Here is a 19,131-nt window from a genome sequence, read left to right on the forward strand (position 1 = left end):
CCGCCCGGTACGCCCGGAGCGCCCCTCGCCCGTGTGGTGAGGGGCGCTCGGTCATGTCGGGGGCAGGCCGGCGGCGAACTCCGCCAGGGTGGTGAAGTCGCCCGCGCGCAGGCCGATGCGGGGGTTCACATGGTGCAGGAGGGCCGGGCCGGGGTGGTGGTCGGCCACGAACACCGCGTCCTCGGTGCTCTGTTCGTCGTCGACCCAGGCGAACGGCCGGCCCCCGGCGTACGCCACGATCGTCTCCGTCTTCCAGTGCACCCCGTCGGGCCGGTGCGCGAACAGGCCCGCGCCGAAGTCGACATAGGGCAGTTCGGGCAGTCCGAGGACGGGGGCGATCCAGTGGTTGGCCTCGGCCATCCAGGTCGTCGCCCAGCACAGCTCGTAGTCGAGGGCCAGCAGCGCGGGGCCATGGGCCGGGTTCAGCCACACCCGCAGGGGGCGGCGCGAGGCCAGCGGCACCCGGATCGTCGTATATCCCTCGGGCCGGCGCTCCCGTTGGGCCGCGTACGGGTTCAGCGGACCGTCGACGTCCAGGAAGAGCAGGGGACGGCTCACGGGGACACCGTACGGCAGGCGGGGGGAGCGCGGATCAGGATTCGGTCAGTTCTTCGAAGCGGGCGTGCAGTTCGGCCGTCGTCCCCGGGGCGGCGGGCAGCAGCGGGGCACGGACCGGGCCCGCGGGCAGGCCGAGCCGGGACAGGAGGGCCTTGGCGGTGACCGTCCCGGGCAGGCCCGCGGCCATCATCGACTCGATCAACGGGGTCGCCCTCAACTGGAGTTGCCGCGCCCGCGCGGTGTCGGCCGCGTCGAAGGCGTCCAGGACGGCGCGGATGTGGCGCGGGGCGGCATTGGCGACGGTGCTGATACAGCCGGCCGCGCCGATGGCGTAGAGGGCGAGGTTGTGTTCGTCGCAGCCCGCGTAATAGGCCAACTCCGCCCGGGCCAGCACCTTCTGGGTGCCCAGAAGGTCGTAGGAGCAGTCCTTGACGCCGACGATCCTGGGGTGGCCGGCGAGGCGCAGGATCGTCTCCGGATCGATACGGGTGCCGGTGCGCCCCGGGATGTCGTAGAGCAGGACCGGCAGTCCGCTCGCGTCGGCGACGGCGCGGAAGTGCGCGGCGACGGCCTCCTGCGGCGGCCTGCTGTAGTAGGGCGCCACGACCAGCACGGCGTCGGCGCCCGCCTTCTCGGCCGCCAGGGCCAGTTCGGTGGTGTGCCGGGTGTCGGCGGTGCCGATGCCCGCGATCAGCGGGATCCGCGGCCCGACCGCCTCCCGCACGGCCGTGATCAGCTCCGCCTTCTCGGCGTCGGTGGTGGTCGGCGACTCGCCCGTGGTGCCGTTGAGGACCAGTCCCTCGCAGCCCTCCGCCACCAGATGGGCGGCCAGTTCCTGGGCGCCGGCCCGGTTCAGCGCCCCTTCCGCGGTGAACGGGGTGATCATCGCGCAGAGGGCGCGGCCGAAGGGGGAGGGGGCCTGTGTGATCGTCATACCCGCTAGTGTCGGCAGGTCTTCTGTGTAGCTCTACTTAATTTTCCTTCAGGGTATCGATAAGTTTGCTTACACGTTCAGGTGTGGCGCAAGGTCGTGTGTCCAACTCGGCCGTTCATGGGTCACTATGGGCGAAGGGTCACCATCGACGTCAGCCATGGAGGCACCATGAAGCTCGGCAAGGCACTGGCCACCGGGGTCGCCGAGGAGCGGCCGGACATCCGTGACGAGGAAGAGACGGTCCGGCAGCCCGCCGAGGCCGCCCGTACCGCACCGGCCGAGCCGGCCCGCGAAGAGGTCCCGGCCGGCCGATGAGGCCCCGGCTCCCGGCGGAACGCCCCACGGAGCCGCCGACCGGCTACAAGATCGCCCACCCGGTGCTGTCCCAGGACGGCACCCGGGCGGGGTTCACCGGGGTGTCGCTCGGCGGTGCGCTTCCCTACGGGGTGCTCGACCAGGCGTCCTGCGTCTACGGCCGCAGGCACCGCCCTCCCGCGCGCCTGTGCGACTGCGGTTTCCACTGCGTCCATGAGCGCACCGCCGCCGACGCCCTGCGCTGCACCGCCGAGCACCGCACCGCGCTGCTCCTCGAAGTCTCCGTGCTCGGCGCCTACATCCGCTTCGAGCGCGGATTCCGCTACGCCCGCCAGCGGGTGCGCACCGCCACCGCGGGCCCCTGCGCCTGCGGCGCCACCGCGACCCTGCTGGCCGACGCCGGCTGGGGCCGCCCCGGCTGGCGCGCCCTGGCCCCCGGCTGCGCGGGCTGTGCGCGCGGCCGTACGTCCGTCACCCTCGCGGAGTTCGCCCGGCTCGCCGGGGAGGGCCTGCGGGTACGGGCGGACGGCGGCGTCCCGGCCGAGACCGTCACCGAGTTGACGACGGGCACCGAGATGGGTGTGCCCGAACTGGTCGCCGAGGCAGCCCTGTTGCAGGCGCGGCTCGACTGGTTCCAGTCCCAGCTCGCGCGGCTCGGCGACCGCGGGACCGGGGGAGCGGACAAGGGCTGACGCTCCCCGGGCCGGGTACCCGGATGTTCCCGTACAGAAAGGAGGCGGGACACCGTGACCATGACCTCGCACACGCGACCGCACACGCGCCCCGCACTCGACGGCCACCCCTCCACGGGGGAACTCGTCAATCGGGCCACCGAACAGCTCTCCCTGCTGCTGCGGCAGGAGGTCGCCCTCGCCAAGGCGGAGCTGACCCAGAAGGGCAAGCGCGCCGGAACCGGCGGCGGGCTGCTGGGTGCCGCGGGCGCCCTCGGCTATGTCGGGCTGATCGTGCTGGCCGGCGCGGCCACCGCCGCCCTCGACCTGGTGCTGCCCCTGTGGGCGGCGGCGCTGACCGTCGCGGTCGCGCTGTTCCTGGTGGCCGCCGTGCTGGCCGCCACCGGACGCGCCCAGCTGCGCCGCGCCGGATCGCCCATGCCCGAGGAGACCCTCGGCAGTGTCCGGGCCGATGTCGACGTGATCAAGGAAAGGGCACATCGATGACCCACAGGACCCCGCACGGCTCGGGCGCCAAGGGCCCCGACGAGCTGCGCGCGCAGATCGAGCAGACCAGGAACCAACTCGGCGACACCGTGGCCCAGTTGGTGGACCGCGTCGATGTGAAAGGGCGCGCGCGGGCCCGGGCCGCCGATCTGAAGGACAAGGCCGGTGCCATGAGGGTGCAGCTGCGCTCCAGCGCCGCCCAGGCCGGGCACGGCGCCCAGGGCCGGGCCACGCACGCGGCGCACGCGATGAAGGGACGGGCCGCGCAGGCGGGCCACGCGGTGCAGGGGACGGCCGCGCGCACCGGGCACACACTCCAGAGCCGGGTCGCCCAGCACGGCGGCTCCCAGGACGGGCAGCCGCTGCGGGACCGCGCGCTGGAGGCCGGGCGCCAGGCCCAGAGCAGGGCGATGGACGCCGGGCACCGGGTGCAGGACCGGGCCGCCGTGGCCCAGCGGCAGCTCGCGCCCCCCGCCCGCAAGGCCGCCGAGGGCCTGCGCGGGGTGCCGCGCCCGGTGCTGGTGGCAGGTGCGACCGGGGCGATCGCCCTGATCGCGGCCGGGGTGCTGCGCGGTGGCCGGAGCCGTGGCACGGCCCGTGGCGCGTCCCGCGTCATGAGCCGCCGCCCCTGCTCCTGCTGAGCATCTGAAAGGAGCGTCCGACGGGGCGTCCGAAGGGCTCCCCGGCGCCCGCCCCCGGCCCCCTTTCCAGCCATACCGTTCCACCCTCCCACCGAAAACTAAGGCCGTCTGGACAAAAAAAGTTTTCGGTGGGAGGGTAGGCGCATGCTGGATGTGACCGTGATCGAGGACCCCGAGGCCGCGGCCGTGTCGCTGGACCCCGTCCGGGCCCGGCTGCTCGCCGAACTGGCCGCCGGACCCGCGTCGGCCGCGATGCTGGCCGGCAAGGTCGGACTGCCCCGCCAGAAGGTGAACTACCACCTCAAGACGCTGGAGCGGCACGGACTGGTCGAGCTGGCCGGGGAGCGCCGCAAGGGCAATGTCACCGAGCGGCTGATGCGCGCGAGCGCCGCGTCGTACGTCATCTCGCCCGCCGCCCTGCCCGCCGTGCAGCCCGACCCGGACCGCTTCCGGGACCAGCTGTCCGCGCGCTGGCTGCTGGCGCTCGGCGCCCGCCTGGTGCGCGACGTCGGCACGCTGATCGGCGGCGCGGCCAGGGCCCGCAAGCCGCTCGCGACATACGCCCTGGACGGCGAGGTGCGCTTCGCCTCCGCCGCCGACCGCGCGGCGTTCGTGCGGGAGCTGACGGCGGGCGTCAGCGCCCTGATCCGCAAGTACGACGCCCCGGACGCCGAGGGCGGCCGGGACCACCGGGTCGTCGTCGCCCTGCATCCCACGGTCAAGGACCGGCCCGCAGCCCTGGAACCCGCACCGGAAGCCGAGTAGGAGCCCCCGCCATGAGCAAGGAATTCGAGATCGTCCGCGAGTTCGAGGTAGATGTACCGCCGGAGCAGGTCTGGGCGGCGATCACCACCGGGACCGGGGGCTATCTGTGGCCGATGGAGCCGCCCGAGCCGCGGGAGGGCGGGCGGGGGCCGTTCGGCTCGACCGTCGTGGTCTGGGAGCCGCCGCGCCGCTACGTCAACCGCAGCGAGGACGTGGGCATGCCCACGCAGTCGCTCAACCAGCTCGACCACACCATCGAGCCCCGCGACGAGGGCCGCCGCGCCTTCGTGCGCTACGTCCACAGCGGGATCTTCACCGACGACTGGGACACCCAGTACGACGGCGCGAACAAGCACACCGACTTCTATCTGCACACCCTGCGCGAGTATCTGACGCACTTCGCGCCGGCCCCGGTCGCCTTCGCGCAGGTGAACGGCCCCGCGACCTCGGCCGTACCGGAGGCGCTCGCCATCGCGGCCCGCGCGCTCGGACTGCCGGACGGCGCGACCGCGGGGACGAAGGTGAGCGTCCGCGGACCCGGCGGGCGGGACCTGGACGCCGTACTCGACTACCGCGAGGCGGAGTTCATCGGACTGCGCACCGAGCGTGCCCTCGTCCGCTTCTTCGGCCGGGGCCGCTGGGGCGCGCCGTTCGGCATCAGCGTGCACGACTTCGCGCCGGGCGCCGATGCCGAGACGGACGGGGCCGCCTGGCAGGACTGGCTGAACGGGGTGTTCAGCCAGTCCTGAACCCCTCGTGGCTCAGGGGCGGAAGCGCAGCACCTGCGGGTCGTGGTCGCTGATCTGGTCGTTGAACTCCGAGTTGATGTGCACGCTGTCGTACTGGAACGAGTCGCGGCGCACCGCCGGGCTGATCAGGATCTGGTCCAGGACCTGCGAGTTGCCCTCGTAGTCGTAGGTGTAACGCTCGCTCCTGGGCAGCGACTTGATCGCCGACCACAGCTCGCCGTCACCTTCGAGGATCTTCGCGGTGCCGGAGAACTCGAAGTCGTTCATGTCGCCGAGGGCGAGCACGTTCGCGTTCTTCTGGACCTTCAGGAGGTCCTTGACGAACGCGTTGATCTCCTGCGCCTGGGCGTGGCGCTGGGTCTCCGAGCTGCGCGTGACCGGCTGGTACTGCGCGGTCAGGCTCTGGTCGCCGCCCTTGGAGATCAGGTGGTTGGCGATCACGAAGACGGTCTTGCCCTGGAAGACGAACTGGCCGACGAGCGGCTTGCGGCTGTCCTCCCAGGCGGCGCTGGTGGGGTCGATCCGGCCCGGGGACGCGGTCAGCTGGGCCTTGCCGTGCTCCTTGACGACACCCACCGCGGTGGTGGAGTCGCCGCCCGCGCGGTCCACGAAGGACACCCGCTCGGGGTTGAACAGGAACACCTGGCGGATGTTGCCGCCGGGCTCGCCGCCGTCCTTGTCGTTGACCGGGTCGATGGAACGCCAGTCGTACTTCGGGCCGCCCGCCGCGACGATCGCGTCGATCAGCTTGTTCACCGTGACGCTCGCGTCGACCGTGCCGTCGTCCGTGGCACCGTTGTTGTCCTGGATCTCCTCCAGGGACACGATGTCGGGGGACTGGAGGTTGTGCACGATCGCCGCGGCGTGCTGGTCGAACGTCTTGTCCGACGGGTCGAGGTTCTCGACGTTGTACGTCGCGACCGCGAGCTGCTTGCCGGTCTGCTTCTCCGTGGTCTCGCGCTGGAGACCACCGCTCTTGAGCGTCCCGATCTGGCCGGCGACCAGGGTGTAGCCGCCGTACTGGTTGAAGTCCAGCGGGCCGGTGGTGGTGCCGGTCAGCGTGTCGCCGACATTCGCCTTCGGGAAGTCGGCGGTGGCGCCCAGCGACTGGATCTGGAGGCGGCCGGTGTTCTGCGAGTCGTAGGACCCGTAGACCGTGCCACCGCGGCTGTCGTGGTGCTCGTGCGGCTTGACCGTGACCCACAGCTCGGCGTACCGGTCGGTGGCGGTGACCACATGGGCGTCCTTGACCTGGACGTTCATGCCCTCAAGGGACTCGTAGTAGTCCAGGGCGTACTTCTCGGGCTGGAGCGGCAGGTTGTTGATCGAGCCGCCGTTCGCGGTGTCGCCCTGCGGCGTGTACCGGCTCGGCACCGACTTCGCGTCGATGACGACCGGCGCCGGGACGGCGTTGCCGGTGGAGACGGTGGTGATGGTGGGCTTGGTGATCTCCGTGACGGACTGCTCGCCGGAGGCGACGCCGCCCGGGACGTACTCGGAGACCGTGCCGGTCACCGTCACCGAGTCGCCGACCGCGACCTTCGGCGCGGAGCTGGTGTAGACGAATATGCCCTCGCTGGTGGCGGGGTTGTCGTCGGGCGTCGTGTCCTGGAGCCAGAAGCCCTTGGACGAGCCGTAGGTGCGCGTGGCGGTGACGATGCCCGGCACGTCCGTCACCTTCTGCCCGGCGTACGGCGACAGACGGGTGGTGCCCTGGATGTCGTGGATGCGCACCGCGTCGGCGTGCGCGGGGGAGGTGAGGACGACGGCCGACGCGGCGGAGCAAACAGCGGCGACGGTGAGCGCGGCGAGACGCGCGGTGGACCTGCTCGGCAAGGGATCCCTCCGGGGATGTTACGAGGCGCCGGGACGAGGTGGATCAGCTGCGTGTGGGGGCCGTTGCCCTCCGTGACACGCATAGAGCCGAGTGAACGGTCGTTCCCCGACTTCTACGCGCGTCAATCTCCAGCCTGCGCCCGGGACTTGTCAAGGTTTCGGCCATGTACTGGGGTTGACGAGGAGATGAACCGGGCGGCATGGGCCCAAATCCGTCTAGGCTGAGGGGCTGAGCACGTTTCACGGTCCGAGGAGATCCAGCCGATGTCAGACAGCTCCCCCCTGCCGCCCGTACGGCTGCACTCCGAAGCGGAGCTGGCACGCGCCGCGCTGTCCACGCCCCTGCTCGCGCGGGCGGCCCGGCTCGCCCGCTGGGCCGGCCCCGACACCCGGGTGGACGCGGGCGGCAGCCTGGTCGAGGAGCAGCTTCCCGCCGCCGCAGACCAGCTCGGACTGACCGGCGACGACGCGGCCGCCTACGCCGCCGAGGCCTGGCGGGTCGCGCTGGACTCGGGACTGGTCGAGGTCGCCGACGAGGATCGCGGGACGGTCCGCACCGGCGAGGCGCTGGCCCTGCTCACCGGTTCCCCGCAGGAGGTGCTCACGGTGTGGCTCGCCGCACTGGAGACCGTGCTGGCGGATGCGAGCGTGCCCGATCTGGACGATCTGGTGGACGCGCTCGACGAGGGCGGGGAGATCGATTTCGCGTCACTCGACTGGGACTCCGAGTCCGAGGCCGAGTTCCTCGACGGTGTGCTCGGCAACCTCTATCTCCTGACGGTGAGTGAGGACGGCGCCGGGGACGGGCCGGTCCCGCTGCCCGCCCTCGCCGCGTCGATGATCGTGCCGGACGACATGGGTGAGCCCACCGACGACGTCCTGGAGCAGGTGTCCGACGCGATGATGCGCCTGGACGACCAGTTCCGGACGCTGGAGCCGGTCGGCCTGGTCGAGTACCGGCCGGTGGACGAGGCGTTGATGGCCGACGCCGACGAGGAACTCGCCGCGCCGGTGGAGGAGGCCGACGTCTCCCGCTACGGCATGGTGCGGCTGACCCCGCTCGGCGCCTACGGGCTGCGGGCGCGGCTGATGGAGGCCGGTTTCGAGGCGCCGGTGGTCGGCGAACTCGCCGACAAGGGGGCGGACGTACTGCTCGACGGCACCGCCGCGTTCGGCCCGTCGGCCGCCCTCGCCGAGACCGAGCTGTGGCTGAACCGGCATGAACCGCTCTCCGGCGCAAGGGAGTTGCTGGCCGCGGCCCGGGGCACCGATGCCGGGGGGCCGCTGCGCCGGCTGCGCTGCCAGCAGGCGCTGTCCCTGGTCGGCGGGGAGGCCGAGCCCGCGCTGCGGGAGGTCCTGGACGACCCCGAGCTCGGCGGCCTCGCCCGGGTATGGCTCAGCGAACGGGGCGCCGCCGAGGTGCCCGCGCCCTCCCAGGACCTGGTGTTCTGGCTGACCATCGACACCGTCGCCGCCCAACTGGCCGCCGAGGGCAACAGCGAGGAGCTCCAGGCGCTCGTGGAGGGCCTCGCGGAGCAGCACAGCGGGTTCTTCGCGGCCGCGTGGCGGGTGGAGCACCCGGCGACGGCCGATGTGCTGGAGGCGATGGGCCGGCTGCACCCGGACAAGAAGGTGGCCAAGGAGGCCCGCAAGGCCGCGTTCAAGGCGCGTTCGCAGCAAGGGGGTTGAGCGGGCCGGGGCGCCGCTGTCCGGCCCGGCCCGCTTGCCGAGCTCCGTCGGGGTGAAGAGGGAAGCGCGGGCGGGCTCTGGCGCGGTGGAAGGGGAGTGTGACCGGCGTCGGCGGGACGCCGGCCCGCCTGACGCTTGGTCCGCTCTTGGGATGGCGCATACGGTTTCTTGAACAAGGGTGCCTGTGGTGGCCCAGCGTTCAACTCCCGTTCAGGCGCCGCCGGGAGCGTGTGCGCCGAACGAGGACCGCCGCCCTCCACGGCACACCCATCCGTCACAGGAGACACCATGTCGCTCACCCGCAGGGACTTCGCCAGAACCTCCGCGATCACCGGTGCCGGGATCGCCCTGGCGGGCAGCGCCGGCGTGCTCGCCACCGCGCCGAACGCCCTCGCGTCCACGGAGACCGACACCGCGCACGGGGACGCCGCGGTGGCCCAGGGCCAGGGCCACGGCCTGCCCGGTGTCGGCTACGGCCCCCTGAAGTCCGACCCCAAGGGCATCCTCGCCCTGCCCGCCGGCTTCAGCTACCAGATCATCACCTACAGCGGCAAGACCCGCCTGGAGTCGGGCGAGTTCACGCCGTCCAACCATGACGGCACCTCCACCTTCGAGGGCCCCCGGGGCGCCACCCTCCTCGTCAACAACCACGAGCTGGCGGGTCCGCGCGCCAACTGGACCTACCCGGTGCCGCTCACCGATGGCCTGGTGTACGACCCCGCCGCGGCCGGTGGCTGCACCGTGGTCGAGGTGCGCCGCGACAAGGTCGCCGAGTGGGTCGGCATCGCCGGCACCGCCACCAACTGCGCGGGCGGCAGCACCCCGTGGGGCACCTGGCTGACCTGCGAGGAGACCGAGGACAAGGCCGGCCAGAACGGCATGACCAAGGACCACGGCTACGTCTTCGAGGTGGATCCGCTCGACCACCGGGCCAACCGCGCCCCCAAGCCGATCAAGGCGCTGGGCCGGTACGCCCACGAGGCCGTCGTGGTCGACCCCAAGCGCGGTCACCTCTTCCTCACCGAGGACGCCGCGGGCCCCAACGGCCTGCTCTACCGCTGGACCCCGCCGACCGGTTTCCGCCACGGTCGCGGCAGGCTGCGCACCCTCGCCGCCGACGCGGGCGTCCTCCAGGCCTTCAAGTGCTTCGACTCCGGCGGCCGGTTCGTGGACGACCTCTCCCGCGCCACCAGGACCGGCACGGTCTACGGCGTCGACTGGGTGGACGTGCCCGACCGCGACGCCCGGCAGGTCTCCACGCGCAAGCAGTTCGGCGAGGGCCAGGTCACCCGCGCCCGCAAGCTGGAGGGCATGTGGTGGGGTGACGGCGGCGTCTACATCGTCTCCTCCTTCGCCCGCGCGGAGAGCCCGGTCCAGCACGACGGCCAGGTCTGGTTCTACGACCCCCGGCGCCGGACCCTCACCCTCAAGGTGCTGCTCGGCGTGAACCCGGACCCGGGCAAGGACGGCGCGTTCGACGGCCCGGACAACATCACCGTCTCGCCGTACGGCGGTCTGGTCATCGCCGAGGACGGCGAGGGCGTCCAGCATCTGTTCGGGGCCACCGACAGCGGCCGCACCTATCCGATCGCGCGCAACGAGCTGAACATCGGCACCGAGGCCGAGCCGGAGTACAGCGAGTTCACCGGCGTCACCTTCTCGCCCGACGGACGGACCCTGTACGCCAACATCCAGACCCCGGGCATCATGGTCGCCATCACCGGGCCCTGGAAGCGGCAGAGGAAGTAACGGCCACCGAAGGGGGGCACGGTCCCCGCGCCCCCCTCGCTCAGAGAGCCCTGGCCGCCGGGTCCACCATGTTGCGGACCGTCCGCGCCTTCACGAAGTCGCCGATCGCGGTCATCTCCCACTCGCCGGAGAACTGGCGGATCAGCTTGGCCATCAGCACACCGGTCTGGGGTTCGGCCTGGGTGAGGTCGAAGCGGACCAGCTCCTCGTCCGTCGCGGCGTCCACGAGACGGCAGTACGCCTTGGCGACATCGGTGAACTTCTGGCCGGAGAAGGAGTTGACCGTGAAGACGAGACCGGTGACCTCCTGGGGGATGCGGCCGAGGTCGACCACGATCACCTCGTCGTCGCCCGCGCCCTCGCCCGTGAGGTTGTCGCCGGAGTGCTTGACCGCGCCCTTGAGGATCGTGAGCTTGCCGAAGTAGCAGCTGTCGATGTGGTTGCGCTGCGGGCCGTAGGCGATGACGGAGGCGTCGAGGTCGATGTCGGCGCCCCGGAACGCCGGCTCCCAGCCGAGGCCCATCCGCACCTGGGACAGCAGCGGCCGCCCGCCCTTGACCAGCGACACCGTCTGGTTCTTCTGGAGGCTGACCCGGCCCTTGTCCAGGTTGATCTTCCCCGAGCCCGAACCCGGGGTCGGAGCCGCGGGTGCGGCCGGCGGGGCGGCGGGCATCGGCGGAGCCGTCGAGGGCGCCACCGGAGGTGCCGTCGGCTGCGGGGGCGCCGCCGGAGCCGCCGCCGGTTCCTCCACCGTCACACCGAAGTCCGTCGCGATGCCCGCGAGTCCGTTCGCATACCCCTGGCCGACCGCGCGGGCCTTCCACTGACCGCCTCGGCGGTAGACCTCCACCACCACGAGCGCGGTCTCGGTGCCCAGCTGCGGCGGGGTGAACGTGGCCAGCACCGCACCGCCGTCCGCGTCCCGGATGGTGGCGGTCGGCTCGATGCCCTGGAAGGTCTGCCCGGCCGCGTCCGGGCTGGCCGTGACCACGATCTTCTCGATGTCCGGCGGCACCGCCGCGGTGTCGACCGTGATCGCGTCGGGCGCGGCACCGCCGCCGGACCGGTAGGCCACACCCGGTCCGGACGGCTGGTTGTAGAAGATGAAGTCGTCGTCCGAGCGCACCTTGCCGTCGCCCGTGAGCAGCAGGCCCGAGACGTCCAGCCGCACGGGAGCGGCCACGTCCACCGTGATGCGCGCGGCGGAGAGCGGAACGTTCGAACCAGGGGTCATAGCTGTCATGTGGGGGGTAACGAACGAAACCGCTTTACCGTTCCCTTACCACCGGCATCACCCGTCACCCACGGCACAGCCCTTCAGGGAACGACGACGATCTTCCGTCCCACCCCCGCCGCGAACTGCTCCAGCGCCTGCGGATACCGCTCCAGCGGGAGCCGGTCGCTGATGAAGACCCCCGGGTCCAGGACGCCGTTCGCGAAGAGTTCCGCCGCCCGCTCATAGCTGTGCAGCACCGCCATCGAACCGGTGATGGTGATCTCCTGGTTGTAGATGCGGTACGGGTCGATCTGCACCCGGGTGGCGTAGTCGGCGACACCGAACTGGAGGAAGGTGCCCGCCTTCGCCACCCGGCCCAGACCGTCCTGGATGGCCGCCGCGTTGCCCGTCGCGTCCACCACCACGTCCCAGCCTCCCGGCCGGTCGAGCTCGTCCGCGCCGGCCGCCGCGCCCGAGACCCCGAGCAGCCGGGCCGTCTCCAGGCGGGCCGGGTTCAGATCCACCACGTCCACGCTCGCCGCGCCGGTGCGCTTGGCCAGCTCCAGCATCATCAGGCCCATGGTCCCGGAGCCGTAGATCAGCACATGGGAGCCGAGCCGGGAGCGCAGCACGTCGTAGCCGCGCACCGCGCAGGACAGCGGCTCGATCAGGGCCGCGTCCTCGGTGCGCACATGGTCGGGCAGCTTGACGCAGTTGGCGACGGGGGCGACGGCGTACTGTGCCGCCCCGCCGGCCGTGGTCACGCCGATCGCGGCCCAGCGTTCGCACAGGTTGTTGTGGCCGCTGCGGCAGTAGCGGCACTCGTAGCAGTACAGGGACGGGTCCACGGCCACCCGGTCGCCGGTGGTGATCTCGGTGACCTGGGCGCCGGTGGCGACCACCGTGCCCGCGAACTCATGGCCCGGCACGATCGGCAGCTTGGGCGCGAACTCGCCCTGGAGGATGTGCAGATCGGTGCCGCACAGCCCGCACGCGGCGACCTCGACGACGACCTCGCGGGGCCCCGGCGCCGGGTCGGGGACCTCGGTGACGACGGCACGGCCCAGTGACTCGATGACGGCGGCCTTCATTTCACTGCTCCCAACGACAGGCCCTGGACCAGCTTGTCCTGGGCGGCGAACCCCGCGGCGAGCACCGGCAGGGAGATGACGAGCGAGGCGGCGCACACCTTGGCCAGGAACAGGCCCTGGCTGGTGATGAAGCCGGTCAGGAAGACGGGCGCGGTCTCGGCGACGACACCGGTGAGCACCCGGGCGAACAGCAGCTCGTTCCAGCTGAAGATGAAGCAGATCAGTGCCGTCGCCGCGATGCCGGGCAGCGCGATGGGGGCGACGACCCGGGCGAGGATCGTCGGCAGCCGGGCCCCGTCCACCCGGGCCGCCTCGATGACCGCGACCGGCACCTCGGCGAGGAAGGACTGCATCATCCACACCGCGATCGGCAGGTTCATCGCGGTGTAGAGGACGACCAGCAGCCAGATGTCGTCGAGGGTCCCGGTGTGCTTGGCGAACAGATAGATCGGCAGCAGCCCCGCGACGGCCGGGAGCATCTTCGTGGACAGGAAGAAGAACAGCACGTCCGTCCATTTGCGCACCGGCCGGATCGACAGCGCGTAGGCGGCGGGGAGGGCGAGCAGCAGGACGAAGAGCGTGGAGACCACCGACGCCACCGCCGAGTTGATCAGCGCGGGCCAGGGGCTCGCCCCGCCGCCGACGCCGAAGAACTCGCGGTAACCGTCCAGGGTGAGGGCGGCGCCGAAGGACGGCGGGTTGGTCGCCGCGTCCTGCTCGGAGTGGAAGGACGTCAGCGCCATCCAGGCGATGGGCAGGAAGAAGACGATGCCGGCCAGCCAGGCCACGAGGCCCAGGCCGTGACGTCGCAGCGCGGTCATGAGCGGGCCGCCTCCTCGCGGAACAGGGACGAGACCACGCGCAGGGCGAAGGTCGCGATGACAAGGGAGCCGATGACGACCAGGACGCCCGCGGCCGAGGCCAGCCCGTTCTCATGGGCCTGGTAGAAGCTCTGGTAGACGGTGTACGGCAGGTTCGCCGTGCCGAGGCCGCCGGAGGTGATGGTGAACACCGCGTCGAAGTTCTGCACGATGTAGATCGAGCCGAGCAGGGCGCCCAGTTCGAGGTAGCGGCGCAGATGGGGCAGGGTGAGATGGCGGAAGATCTGCCAGTCGCCCGCGCCGTCGACCCGGGCCGCCTCGATCTGTTCCCGGTCCCGGCTCTGGAGCCCGGCCAGCAGGATCAGCATCATGAACGGTGTCCACTGCCACACCAGGGACGCCTCCACCGCGAGCAGCGGGGTGTTCGAGATCCAGTCCGGCTGGGGGCCGCCGACGTAGTGCAGCAGCCCGTTGAGCAGGCCGTACTCGGGGTTGTAGAGCACATGTTTCCAGAGCAGCGCGGCGGCCACCGGCACCACGAGGAAGGGTGCGATCAGCAGGGTGCGGACGACGCCCCGGCCGCGGAAGCGCCGGTCCAGGAGCAGGGCGAGGAGCAGCCCGAGCACCAGGCTGGCCAGCACCACCGCCACGGTGAGCAGGACCGTCGTCCACACCGAGTGGCGCAGGTCCGCATCGGTGAGCACCTGGCGGTAGTTGGCGAGGCCGGTGAAGCGGCGGGCCTTGGGATAGAGGGCGTTCCAGTCGAAGAACGAGATCACCAGCGTGGCCACGAAGGGCAGTTGGGTGACCGCGATCATGAAGACGAGGGCGGGCAGCAGCGGGGCCCGGGTGGCCCAGGCGCGCAGCCGGGCCGGGGGCCGTTTCAGCGGCCGGGTGGAGGCGGCCGGGTACGGGGCCGTGGTGGTGGCGGTCATCGTCCCTCGTACTCCTTGGAGATCTTCTCGGCGAGCTGCTGGGACTTCTTCAGGGCCGCGTCGACGGACTGGCGCCCGGCGATGGCCGCGCTGATCTCCTGGGAGACCCTGGTGCCGAGATCGGTGAACTCGGGGATGTCGACGAACTGGATGCCGGGCGCGGGACGGGGCTGCACGCCGGGGTCGCCGGGGCGGCTGCTCTCGATGGCCTGCCGGGTCATCTCCTGGAAGGCCGCGGCGGATCGCCGGTAGTCGGCGTTGTCGTACGTCGAAGCCCGTTTGCCCGCCGGGACGTTCGGCCAGCCGCTGGTCTCTCCGACCAGCTGCTCGTACTCCTTGCTCGACGCCCAGGAGACGAACTTCCAGGCCTTGTCGGGGTTGTGGGAGGCGTGCTGGATGCCCCAGGCCCAGGTGTAGAGCCAGCCGGAGGAGGTGGTCCGCTCGACGGGGGCGGGGGCGTAGCCGAGCTTGCCCTCGACCGGGGAGCCCTTCGCCTCCAGGGAGCCGGCCGCGGAGGTGGCGTCGTACCACATGGCGACCTTGCCCTGCGTCATGTCGTTCAGGCACTCGGCGAACCCGGACTGCGCCGCGCCGGACTCGCCGTGCGCGCGGACCAGGTCGACATAGAACTTCGTCGCCCCGCGGAAGGCGGGCGAGTCCAGGCGCGCCTTCCAGTCCTTGTCGAACCAGGTGCCGCCGAAGGTGTTCACGACCGTGGTCAGCGGCGCCGCCATCTCGCCCCAGCCGGGCAGTCCGCGCAGGCAGATGCCCCGCATACCGGGCCGCGCGCCGTCGGCCTTCGCGGCGAGGTCGGCCACCTGCTGCCAGGTGGGGTGGGCGGGCATGGTCAGGCCCTTCGCCGCGAACACGTCCTTGCGGTACATCAGGAAGGACGACTCGCCGTAGAAGGGCTGCCCGTAGAGCTTGCCGTCGTCGCCGGTGAGGGAGGCGCGCATCGGCGCCAGTACGTCCTTCTCGTCGTACGAGGGGTCCTTCGCGACGTAGCCGTCCATCGGGCGCAGCCAGCCGTTGCGGGCGTAGATCGGGATCTCGTAGTTGGAGAGGGTGGCGACGTCGTACTGGCCCGCCTGGTTGGCGAAGTCCTGGCTGATCTTGTCGCGGACGTCGTTCTCCGGCAGCACGGTGAAGTTCACCTTGATGCCGGTCTCCTTGGTGAAATGCGGGGCGGTGAGCTTCTGGAGCTCCACCATCTGGGGGTTGTTGACCATCAGTACGTTGATCGAGTCGCCGCCGGATCCGGCTCCGCCCGCCCCGACCCAGCAGCCGGACAGCAGGGGGGTGAGCAGCGTCCCTGCGGCGGCCAGGACGAGCAGGGCTCGTGGCCTCCGTCGGCTCGGGGTGCGCATGGATCACTCCTGGATGTATGGGGATATAAGGGGTGTTCAGTGGGTGGGGAGCGCCCACGGGGGACGGGGGACGGGCATCTCAGACCCGGATGACCTGCGGGCCCAGCAGGGCGTAGCGATGGGCCTCGGCCACCGGGAGCTGGGTGCTGGTCACGATCGCCTCCAGCGCGCCGACGTCCGCGAACCGGCAGAAGCTCGCCGCGCCGAACTTGGTGTGCACGCCCGCGAACACGGTGCGCCGCGCCGCCCGCATCGCCTGCGCCTTGACCTCGCCGACCGCCGGATCGGGCGTGGTCAGGCCGTGTTCGCGGGAGATGCCGTTGGCGCCGACATAGGCGAGGTCGAGGACGAAGCCGGACAGCATCGTGGTCGTCCAGTGGTCGACGGTGGCCAGCGTGCCGGCCCGTACCCGGCCGCCGAGGAGCAGCACCTGGATGTGGTCCGCGCCGGCGAGGGCGCCCGCGACCGGCAGGGACGCGGTGACCACGGTCAGCGGCCGGTCCCTCGGCAGGGCCTCGGCGATGAGCTGCGGGGTGAAGCCCTCGTCGACGAAGACGGTCTCGGCGTCGCCCAGCAACTCGGCCGCGGCGGCGGCGATCCGGCGTTTCTCGGGCACCTGGCTGGTGGCCCGGAAGGCCAGCGTGGTCTCGAATCCGGCGCTCTCCACCGGGTAGGCCCCGCCATGGGTGCGGCGGATCAGCCCGTGGTCCTCCAGAGCGCGCAGATCACGCCGGACGGTCTCCTTGGCCACGCCCAGTTCGGCGGCGAGCGCGGTGACATCGACCGCGCCGGTGGCGCGCGCGGCCCGCACGATCTCGCGCCGGCGTTCCTCCGTCGTTCCGGTCATCTCGTCATCCTCCTCCCCGCGGAACTGCCCGTTCGGGCCCATGGGGGAAGTTGTACCGTCGGTCCGCCGCCCTGACCAGGCTTGTTGCCCGCCCGATGCTGCCCGCTTGAGCCCGTTTGCCGGGCACGCTGCCCGCCGCGGACCTGCGCGGCGGCGCGGGCCGGTGTGGAAACGGGCGGTGCGCATGCCCGGATGCGGGGCCGGAGAGGTCCGTTCGGCGCCCGTCCGCCCGTTTCCGGGCGGCGCGAGGGGATCCGGTGCGGCGCGATATGGCCCGGAACCGTTCATGGGGCGCCCGGTGTTGACCGCCTCGCGAGGCCCCCTTAGCGTGAGCCCGTTCATGCATATGGACGATGGTCACAACAATGCACGTCAAGGAGTCCGGGTGAAGGCCGCCGCGTTCGTCTACCCCTGGGACGTCAACGGGGACCCCGACGCCCCCGCCCGCATCGCCGGGCTCGGCGTCGAGCAGGTGACCCTCGCCGCCGCCTACCACTCCACCCGCGCCCTGACCCCGCGCCACCCCCGCCACCGCGTCGTCACCGCCGAACACGCGGCCGTCCTCTATCCGCCGGGCGACCACTGGACCGGCCGAATCCCGCGCCCGTACCCCGCAGGCCGCTGGGCCCCCGGCGACGCCCACGGCGAGGCGGCCCGGGCGCTCGCCGGCGCCGGTCTCGCGGTGCACACCTGGGTGGTCCTCGCGCACAACTCCCGCCTGGGCGCGGAACATCCGGACACCTCCGTCGTCAACGCCTACGGCGACCGCTACCCCTGGGCGCCCTGCGTCGCCCAGGAGGCGACCCGCGCCTACCTCGTCGGCCTCGCCGCCGAGGCCGCCGTACGCCCCGGCGCCCAGGGCACCGAGCTGGAGTCCCTCGGCTGGTACGGACTGCCGCATCTGCACGCCCACGACAAGATCTCCGGTGTGCCCCTGGGCGAGGCCGGGGAGTACCTGATGTCCCTGTGCTTCTGTCCCTCCTGTCGTGCGGGCTACGGCGAACAGGGCGTGGGAGACGAGGAGTTGGCGGCTGCCGTACGGGCCGCCCTGGAGCCGCTGTGGCGGGGCGCGGCGGTCGACGGCGGCCTGCCGGCGGTGCCGGAACTGCTCGGCGAGGAGCGGGCCGCCGCCGTCCGGGCCTGGCGGGACAGGACCGCCCGGAGCCTCCAGGAGGAGGCCGTGGCCGCCGTACGCGCCGCCGCGCCCGCCGGGTTCCAGATCCTGCTGCACGCCGACCCCGTCCCCGAGCACTGCGGCGCGAACGCGGGTGTCGATCCGGCCCACATCCTCTCCGTGGCCGACGGCGTCGTGGTCCCCTGCACCGCGGGCACGGCCCTGCTGGCACCCTTCGCCGCGCACGCGGGCGAGCGGACCGTGCTGGCCGCCAACTTCACCGTCGTCTCCGGGATGGGCGGCAGCCCCCGCACCCTCGCGGCGGACGCGGCCCGCGCCCGGGCGGCCGGCGCGACCGAACTGCGGCTGTATCACGCCGGGTTGGCATCGGACGGCGATCTCGCGGCGGTGCGCGAGGCGCTGGCGGCACGCTGAACCAGCGGGACCGCGCTCGCCACCGTCGCCAGGCCGTAGCAGGGCAGCAGCAGCCCGGGACCCACCGGTTCGACCGGAGCGGCGCCCGCGCCGGCGAGGACGCGAGCGCCACCGGGCCGGACGCGGCGGCCCGCGCGATCACCGCGAGCCCGGTCAGGGCTGCGCCCGCCGCCGCGAACCGCCGGGCGGCCAGCAGGCGCGGCGCGGCGCCGATGACGTTCGGTGTGCTCGCGGTGGCCGCACCCGGCCGAGCAGCGCGTCCGGGGGCTCCCGCTGCACGGCGGTGAGCGCGGTCGTCAGCACACAGGGCAGACCGAGACCGGATGCCGATGGGGACGCGAGCGCCACCGGGTCGGACGCGGCGGCCCGCGCGATCACCGCGAGCCCGGTCAGGGCTGTGCCCGCCGCCGCGAACCGCCGGGCGCCCAGCAGGCGCGGCGCGGGGCCGGTGAGCAGCCCGACCGTCACCGAGCCCGCGCCCTGGACGGCGTACGGCACGCCCGCGTAGGCGGGGGAGTGGCCGAGGCGGTCGATCACGGCGTACAGCGCGGCGCCGGCGAGGGAGGTGAGCGGCAGTGTCGTACCGCCCGCCCGGACCAGGGGGCGCAGGCCGTCATGGCGCCACAGGTACCGGACGCCCCCGGCGGCGCCGGTCGCCGCCGTCCGGAAGTACCGGACGCTCCTCGCGCACGCGCAGCAGGGCGCACGGTCCGGCCGCGGCGGCGAAACTGGCCGCGCCCGCCGCCGAAGGCCGTGTACAGAACGGCGCCGGTGAGCGGGGCGACGAGCTTCATGGCCTCGGTGACCGTCATCCGCAGCCCGTCGAAGTCGCCGAGGAGGTCGGCATGCCGAGCCATGGTGGCTCTGAGGAGGGCCTCCGTGGATCGGTCG

General features: G+C 72.3%; 19 protein-coding genes. 9 read left to right on the forward strand and 10 right to left on the reverse strand.

Features of this window, described 5'->3' with window-relative positions:
* Window positions 1-51: 51 nt before the first annotated feature.
* Together HEP81_RS29205 and dapA are read right to left on the reverse strand one after the other, a co-directional pair.
* Complete coding sequence (locus HEP81_RS29205) at window positions 52-558, reverse strand: hypothetical protein (RefSeq protein WP_037656705.1); 507 nt, start codon at window positions 556-558, stop codon at window positions 52-54.
* A 34-nt stretch (window positions 559-592) separates the two neighbouring features.
* Entirely contained in the window at window positions 593-1,492 is a 900-nt protein-coding gene (gene dapA, locus HEP81_RS29210) for a 4-hydroxy-tetrahydrodipicolinate synthase (RefSeq protein ID WP_037656704.1), read from the reverse strand.
* A 168-nt stretch (window positions 1,493-1,660) separates the two neighbouring features.
* Here dapA and HEP81_RS29215 point away from each other — a divergent pair, with 168 nt between their 5' ends.
* The 6 genes from HEP81_RS29215 to HEP81_RS29240 all read left to right on the forward strand — a co-directional run bounded on the left by HEP81_RS29215 (window position 1,661) and on the right by HEP81_RS29240 (window position 5,140).
* Window positions 1,661-1,807, forward strand: coding sequence for a hypothetical protein (locus tag HEP81_RS29215; protein ID WP_167408664.1), 147 nt, complete (start codon window positions 1,661-1,663; stop codon window positions 1,805-1,807).
* A complete protein-coding gene (locus HEP81_RS29220) occupies window positions 1,804-2,499 on the forward strand; it encodes a hypothetical protein (RefSeq protein WP_037656702.1) in 696 nt (231 codons plus the stop codon). Before HEP81_RS29215 ends, HEP81_RS29220 begins: the two co-directional genes overlap by 4 nt.
* Before the next feature lie 60 nt (window positions 2,500-2,559).
* The gene (locus HEP81_RS29225; RefSeq protein WP_037656754.1) at window positions 2,560-2,985 is read left to right on the forward strand and encodes a phage holin family protein; all 426 of its coding nucleotides are present in this window, start codon (window positions 2,560-2,562) and stop codon (window positions 2,983-2,985) included.
* Window positions 2,982-3,626, forward strand: a complete 645-nt coding sequence (locus tag HEP81_RS29230; protein WP_063755238.1) for a DUF3618 domain-containing protein — start codon at window positions 2,982-2,984, stop codon at window positions 3,624-3,626. Before HEP81_RS29225 ends, HEP81_RS29230 begins: the two co-directional genes overlap by 4 nt.
* Before the next feature lie 144 nt (window positions 3,627-3,770).
* Window positions 3,771-4,391: an ArsR/SmtB family transcription factor gene (locus HEP81_RS29235; protein ID WP_037656701.1), complete on the forward strand. Its 621-nt coding sequence runs from the start codon at window positions 3,771-3,773 to the stop codon at window positions 4,389-4,391.
* An 11-nt stretch (window positions 4,392-4,402) separates the two neighbouring features.
* Window positions 4,403-5,140 (forward strand): SRPBCC family protein, encoded by a 738-nt coding sequence (locus tag HEP81_RS29240; RefSeq protein ID WP_037656700.1) that lies wholly within the window; start codon window positions 4,403-4,405, stop codon window positions 5,138-5,140.
* A gap of 12 nt (window positions 5,141-5,152) precedes the next feature.
* Here HEP81_RS29240 and HEP81_RS29245 read toward each other — a convergent pair whose 3' ends face one another.
* Window positions 5,153-6,976 carry an endonuclease/exonuclease/phosphatase family protein gene (locus HEP81_RS29245; protein ID WP_037656699.1) on the reverse strand — a complete coding sequence of 608 codons (1,824 nt, stop codon included), beginning with the start codon at window positions 6,974-6,976 and terminating at the stop codon, window positions 5,153-5,155.
* A gap of 264 nt (window positions 6,977-7,240) precedes the next feature.
* Here HEP81_RS29245 and HEP81_RS29250 point away from each other — a divergent pair, with 264 nt between their 5' ends.
* Together HEP81_RS29250 and HEP81_RS29255 are read left to right on the forward strand one after the other, a co-directional pair.
* Entirely contained in the window at window positions 7,241-8,665 is a 1,425-nt protein-coding gene (locus HEP81_RS29250; RefSeq protein ID WP_037656698.1) for a hypothetical protein, read from the forward strand.
* A gap of 288 nt (window positions 8,666-8,953) precedes the next feature.
* Window positions 8,954-10,414: an alkaline phosphatase PhoX gene (locus HEP81_RS29255; protein ID WP_037656697.1), complete on the forward strand. Its 1,461-nt coding sequence runs from the start codon at window positions 8,954-8,956 to the stop codon at window positions 10,412-10,414.
* A gap of 40 nt (window positions 10,415-10,454) precedes the next feature.
* On the opposite strand, the gene HEP81_RS29260 is transcribed toward HEP81_RS29255, so the two are convergent.
* From HEP81_RS29260 to HEP81_RS29285, 6 genes are all read right to left on the reverse strand, one after another.
* A complete protein-coding gene (locus HEP81_RS29260) occupies window positions 10,455-11,648 on the reverse strand; it encodes a TerD family protein (RefSeq protein WP_037656696.1) in 1,194 nt (397 codons plus the stop codon).
* An 83-nt stretch (window positions 11,649-11,731) separates the two neighbouring features.
* On the reverse strand, window positions 11,732-12,721 hold the full coding sequence (locus HEP81_RS29265) for a zinc-dependent alcohol dehydrogenase family protein (protein ID WP_037656695.1): 990 nt from the start codon (window positions 12,719-12,721) through the stop codon (window positions 11,732-11,734).
* A complete protein-coding gene (locus HEP81_RS29270) occupies window positions 12,718-13,542 on the reverse strand; it encodes a carbohydrate ABC transporter permease (protein ID WP_037656693.1) in 825 nt (274 codons plus the stop codon). Before HEP81_RS29270 ends, HEP81_RS29265 begins: the two co-directional genes overlap by 4 nt.
* On the reverse strand, window positions 13,539-14,477 hold the full coding sequence (locus HEP81_RS29275; protein ID WP_037656692.1) for a carbohydrate ABC transporter permease: 939 nt from the start codon (window positions 14,475-14,477) through the stop codon (window positions 13,539-13,541). The genes HEP81_RS29270 and HEP81_RS29275 overlap by 4 nt, the downstream gene beginning before the upstream one ends.
* Window positions 14,474-15,844, reverse strand: coding sequence for an ABC transporter substrate-binding protein (locus tag HEP81_RS29280; protein ID WP_037656691.1), 1,371 nt, complete (start codon window positions 15,842-15,844; stop codon window positions 14,474-14,476). Before HEP81_RS29280 ends, HEP81_RS29275 begins: the two co-directional genes overlap by 4 nt.
* Before the next feature lie 79 nt (window positions 15,845-15,923).
* On the reverse strand, window positions 15,924-16,691 hold the full coding sequence (locus HEP81_RS29285) for a DeoR/GlpR family DNA-binding transcription regulator (RefSeq protein ID WP_037656751.1): 768 nt from the start codon (window positions 16,689-16,691) through the stop codon (window positions 15,924-15,926).
* Between the two features lie 385 nt (window positions 16,692-17,076).
* On the opposite strand from HEP81_RS29285, the gene HEP81_RS29290 reads away from it, so the two are divergent.
* A complete protein-coding gene (locus tag HEP81_RS29290; RefSeq protein WP_037656689.1) occupies window positions 17,077-18,240 on the forward strand; it encodes a hypothetical protein in 1,164 nt (387 codons plus the stop codon).
* Between the two features lie 153 nt (window positions 18,241-18,393).
* On the opposite strand, the gene HEP81_RS42740 is transcribed toward HEP81_RS29290, so the two are convergent.
* Complete coding sequence (locus tag HEP81_RS42740) at window positions 18,394-18,777, reverse strand: MFS transporter (RefSeq protein WP_051850213.1); 384 nt, start codon at window positions 18,775-18,777, stop codon at window positions 18,394-18,396.
* Window positions 18,778-19,131 lie beyond the last annotated feature (354 nt).

Source organism: Streptomyces griseofuscus (genome assembly GCF_014673495.1).
GTDB classification, from domain to species: domain Bacteria; phylum Actinomycetota; class Actinomycetes; order Streptomycetales; family Streptomycetaceae; genus Streptomyces; species Streptomyces murinus.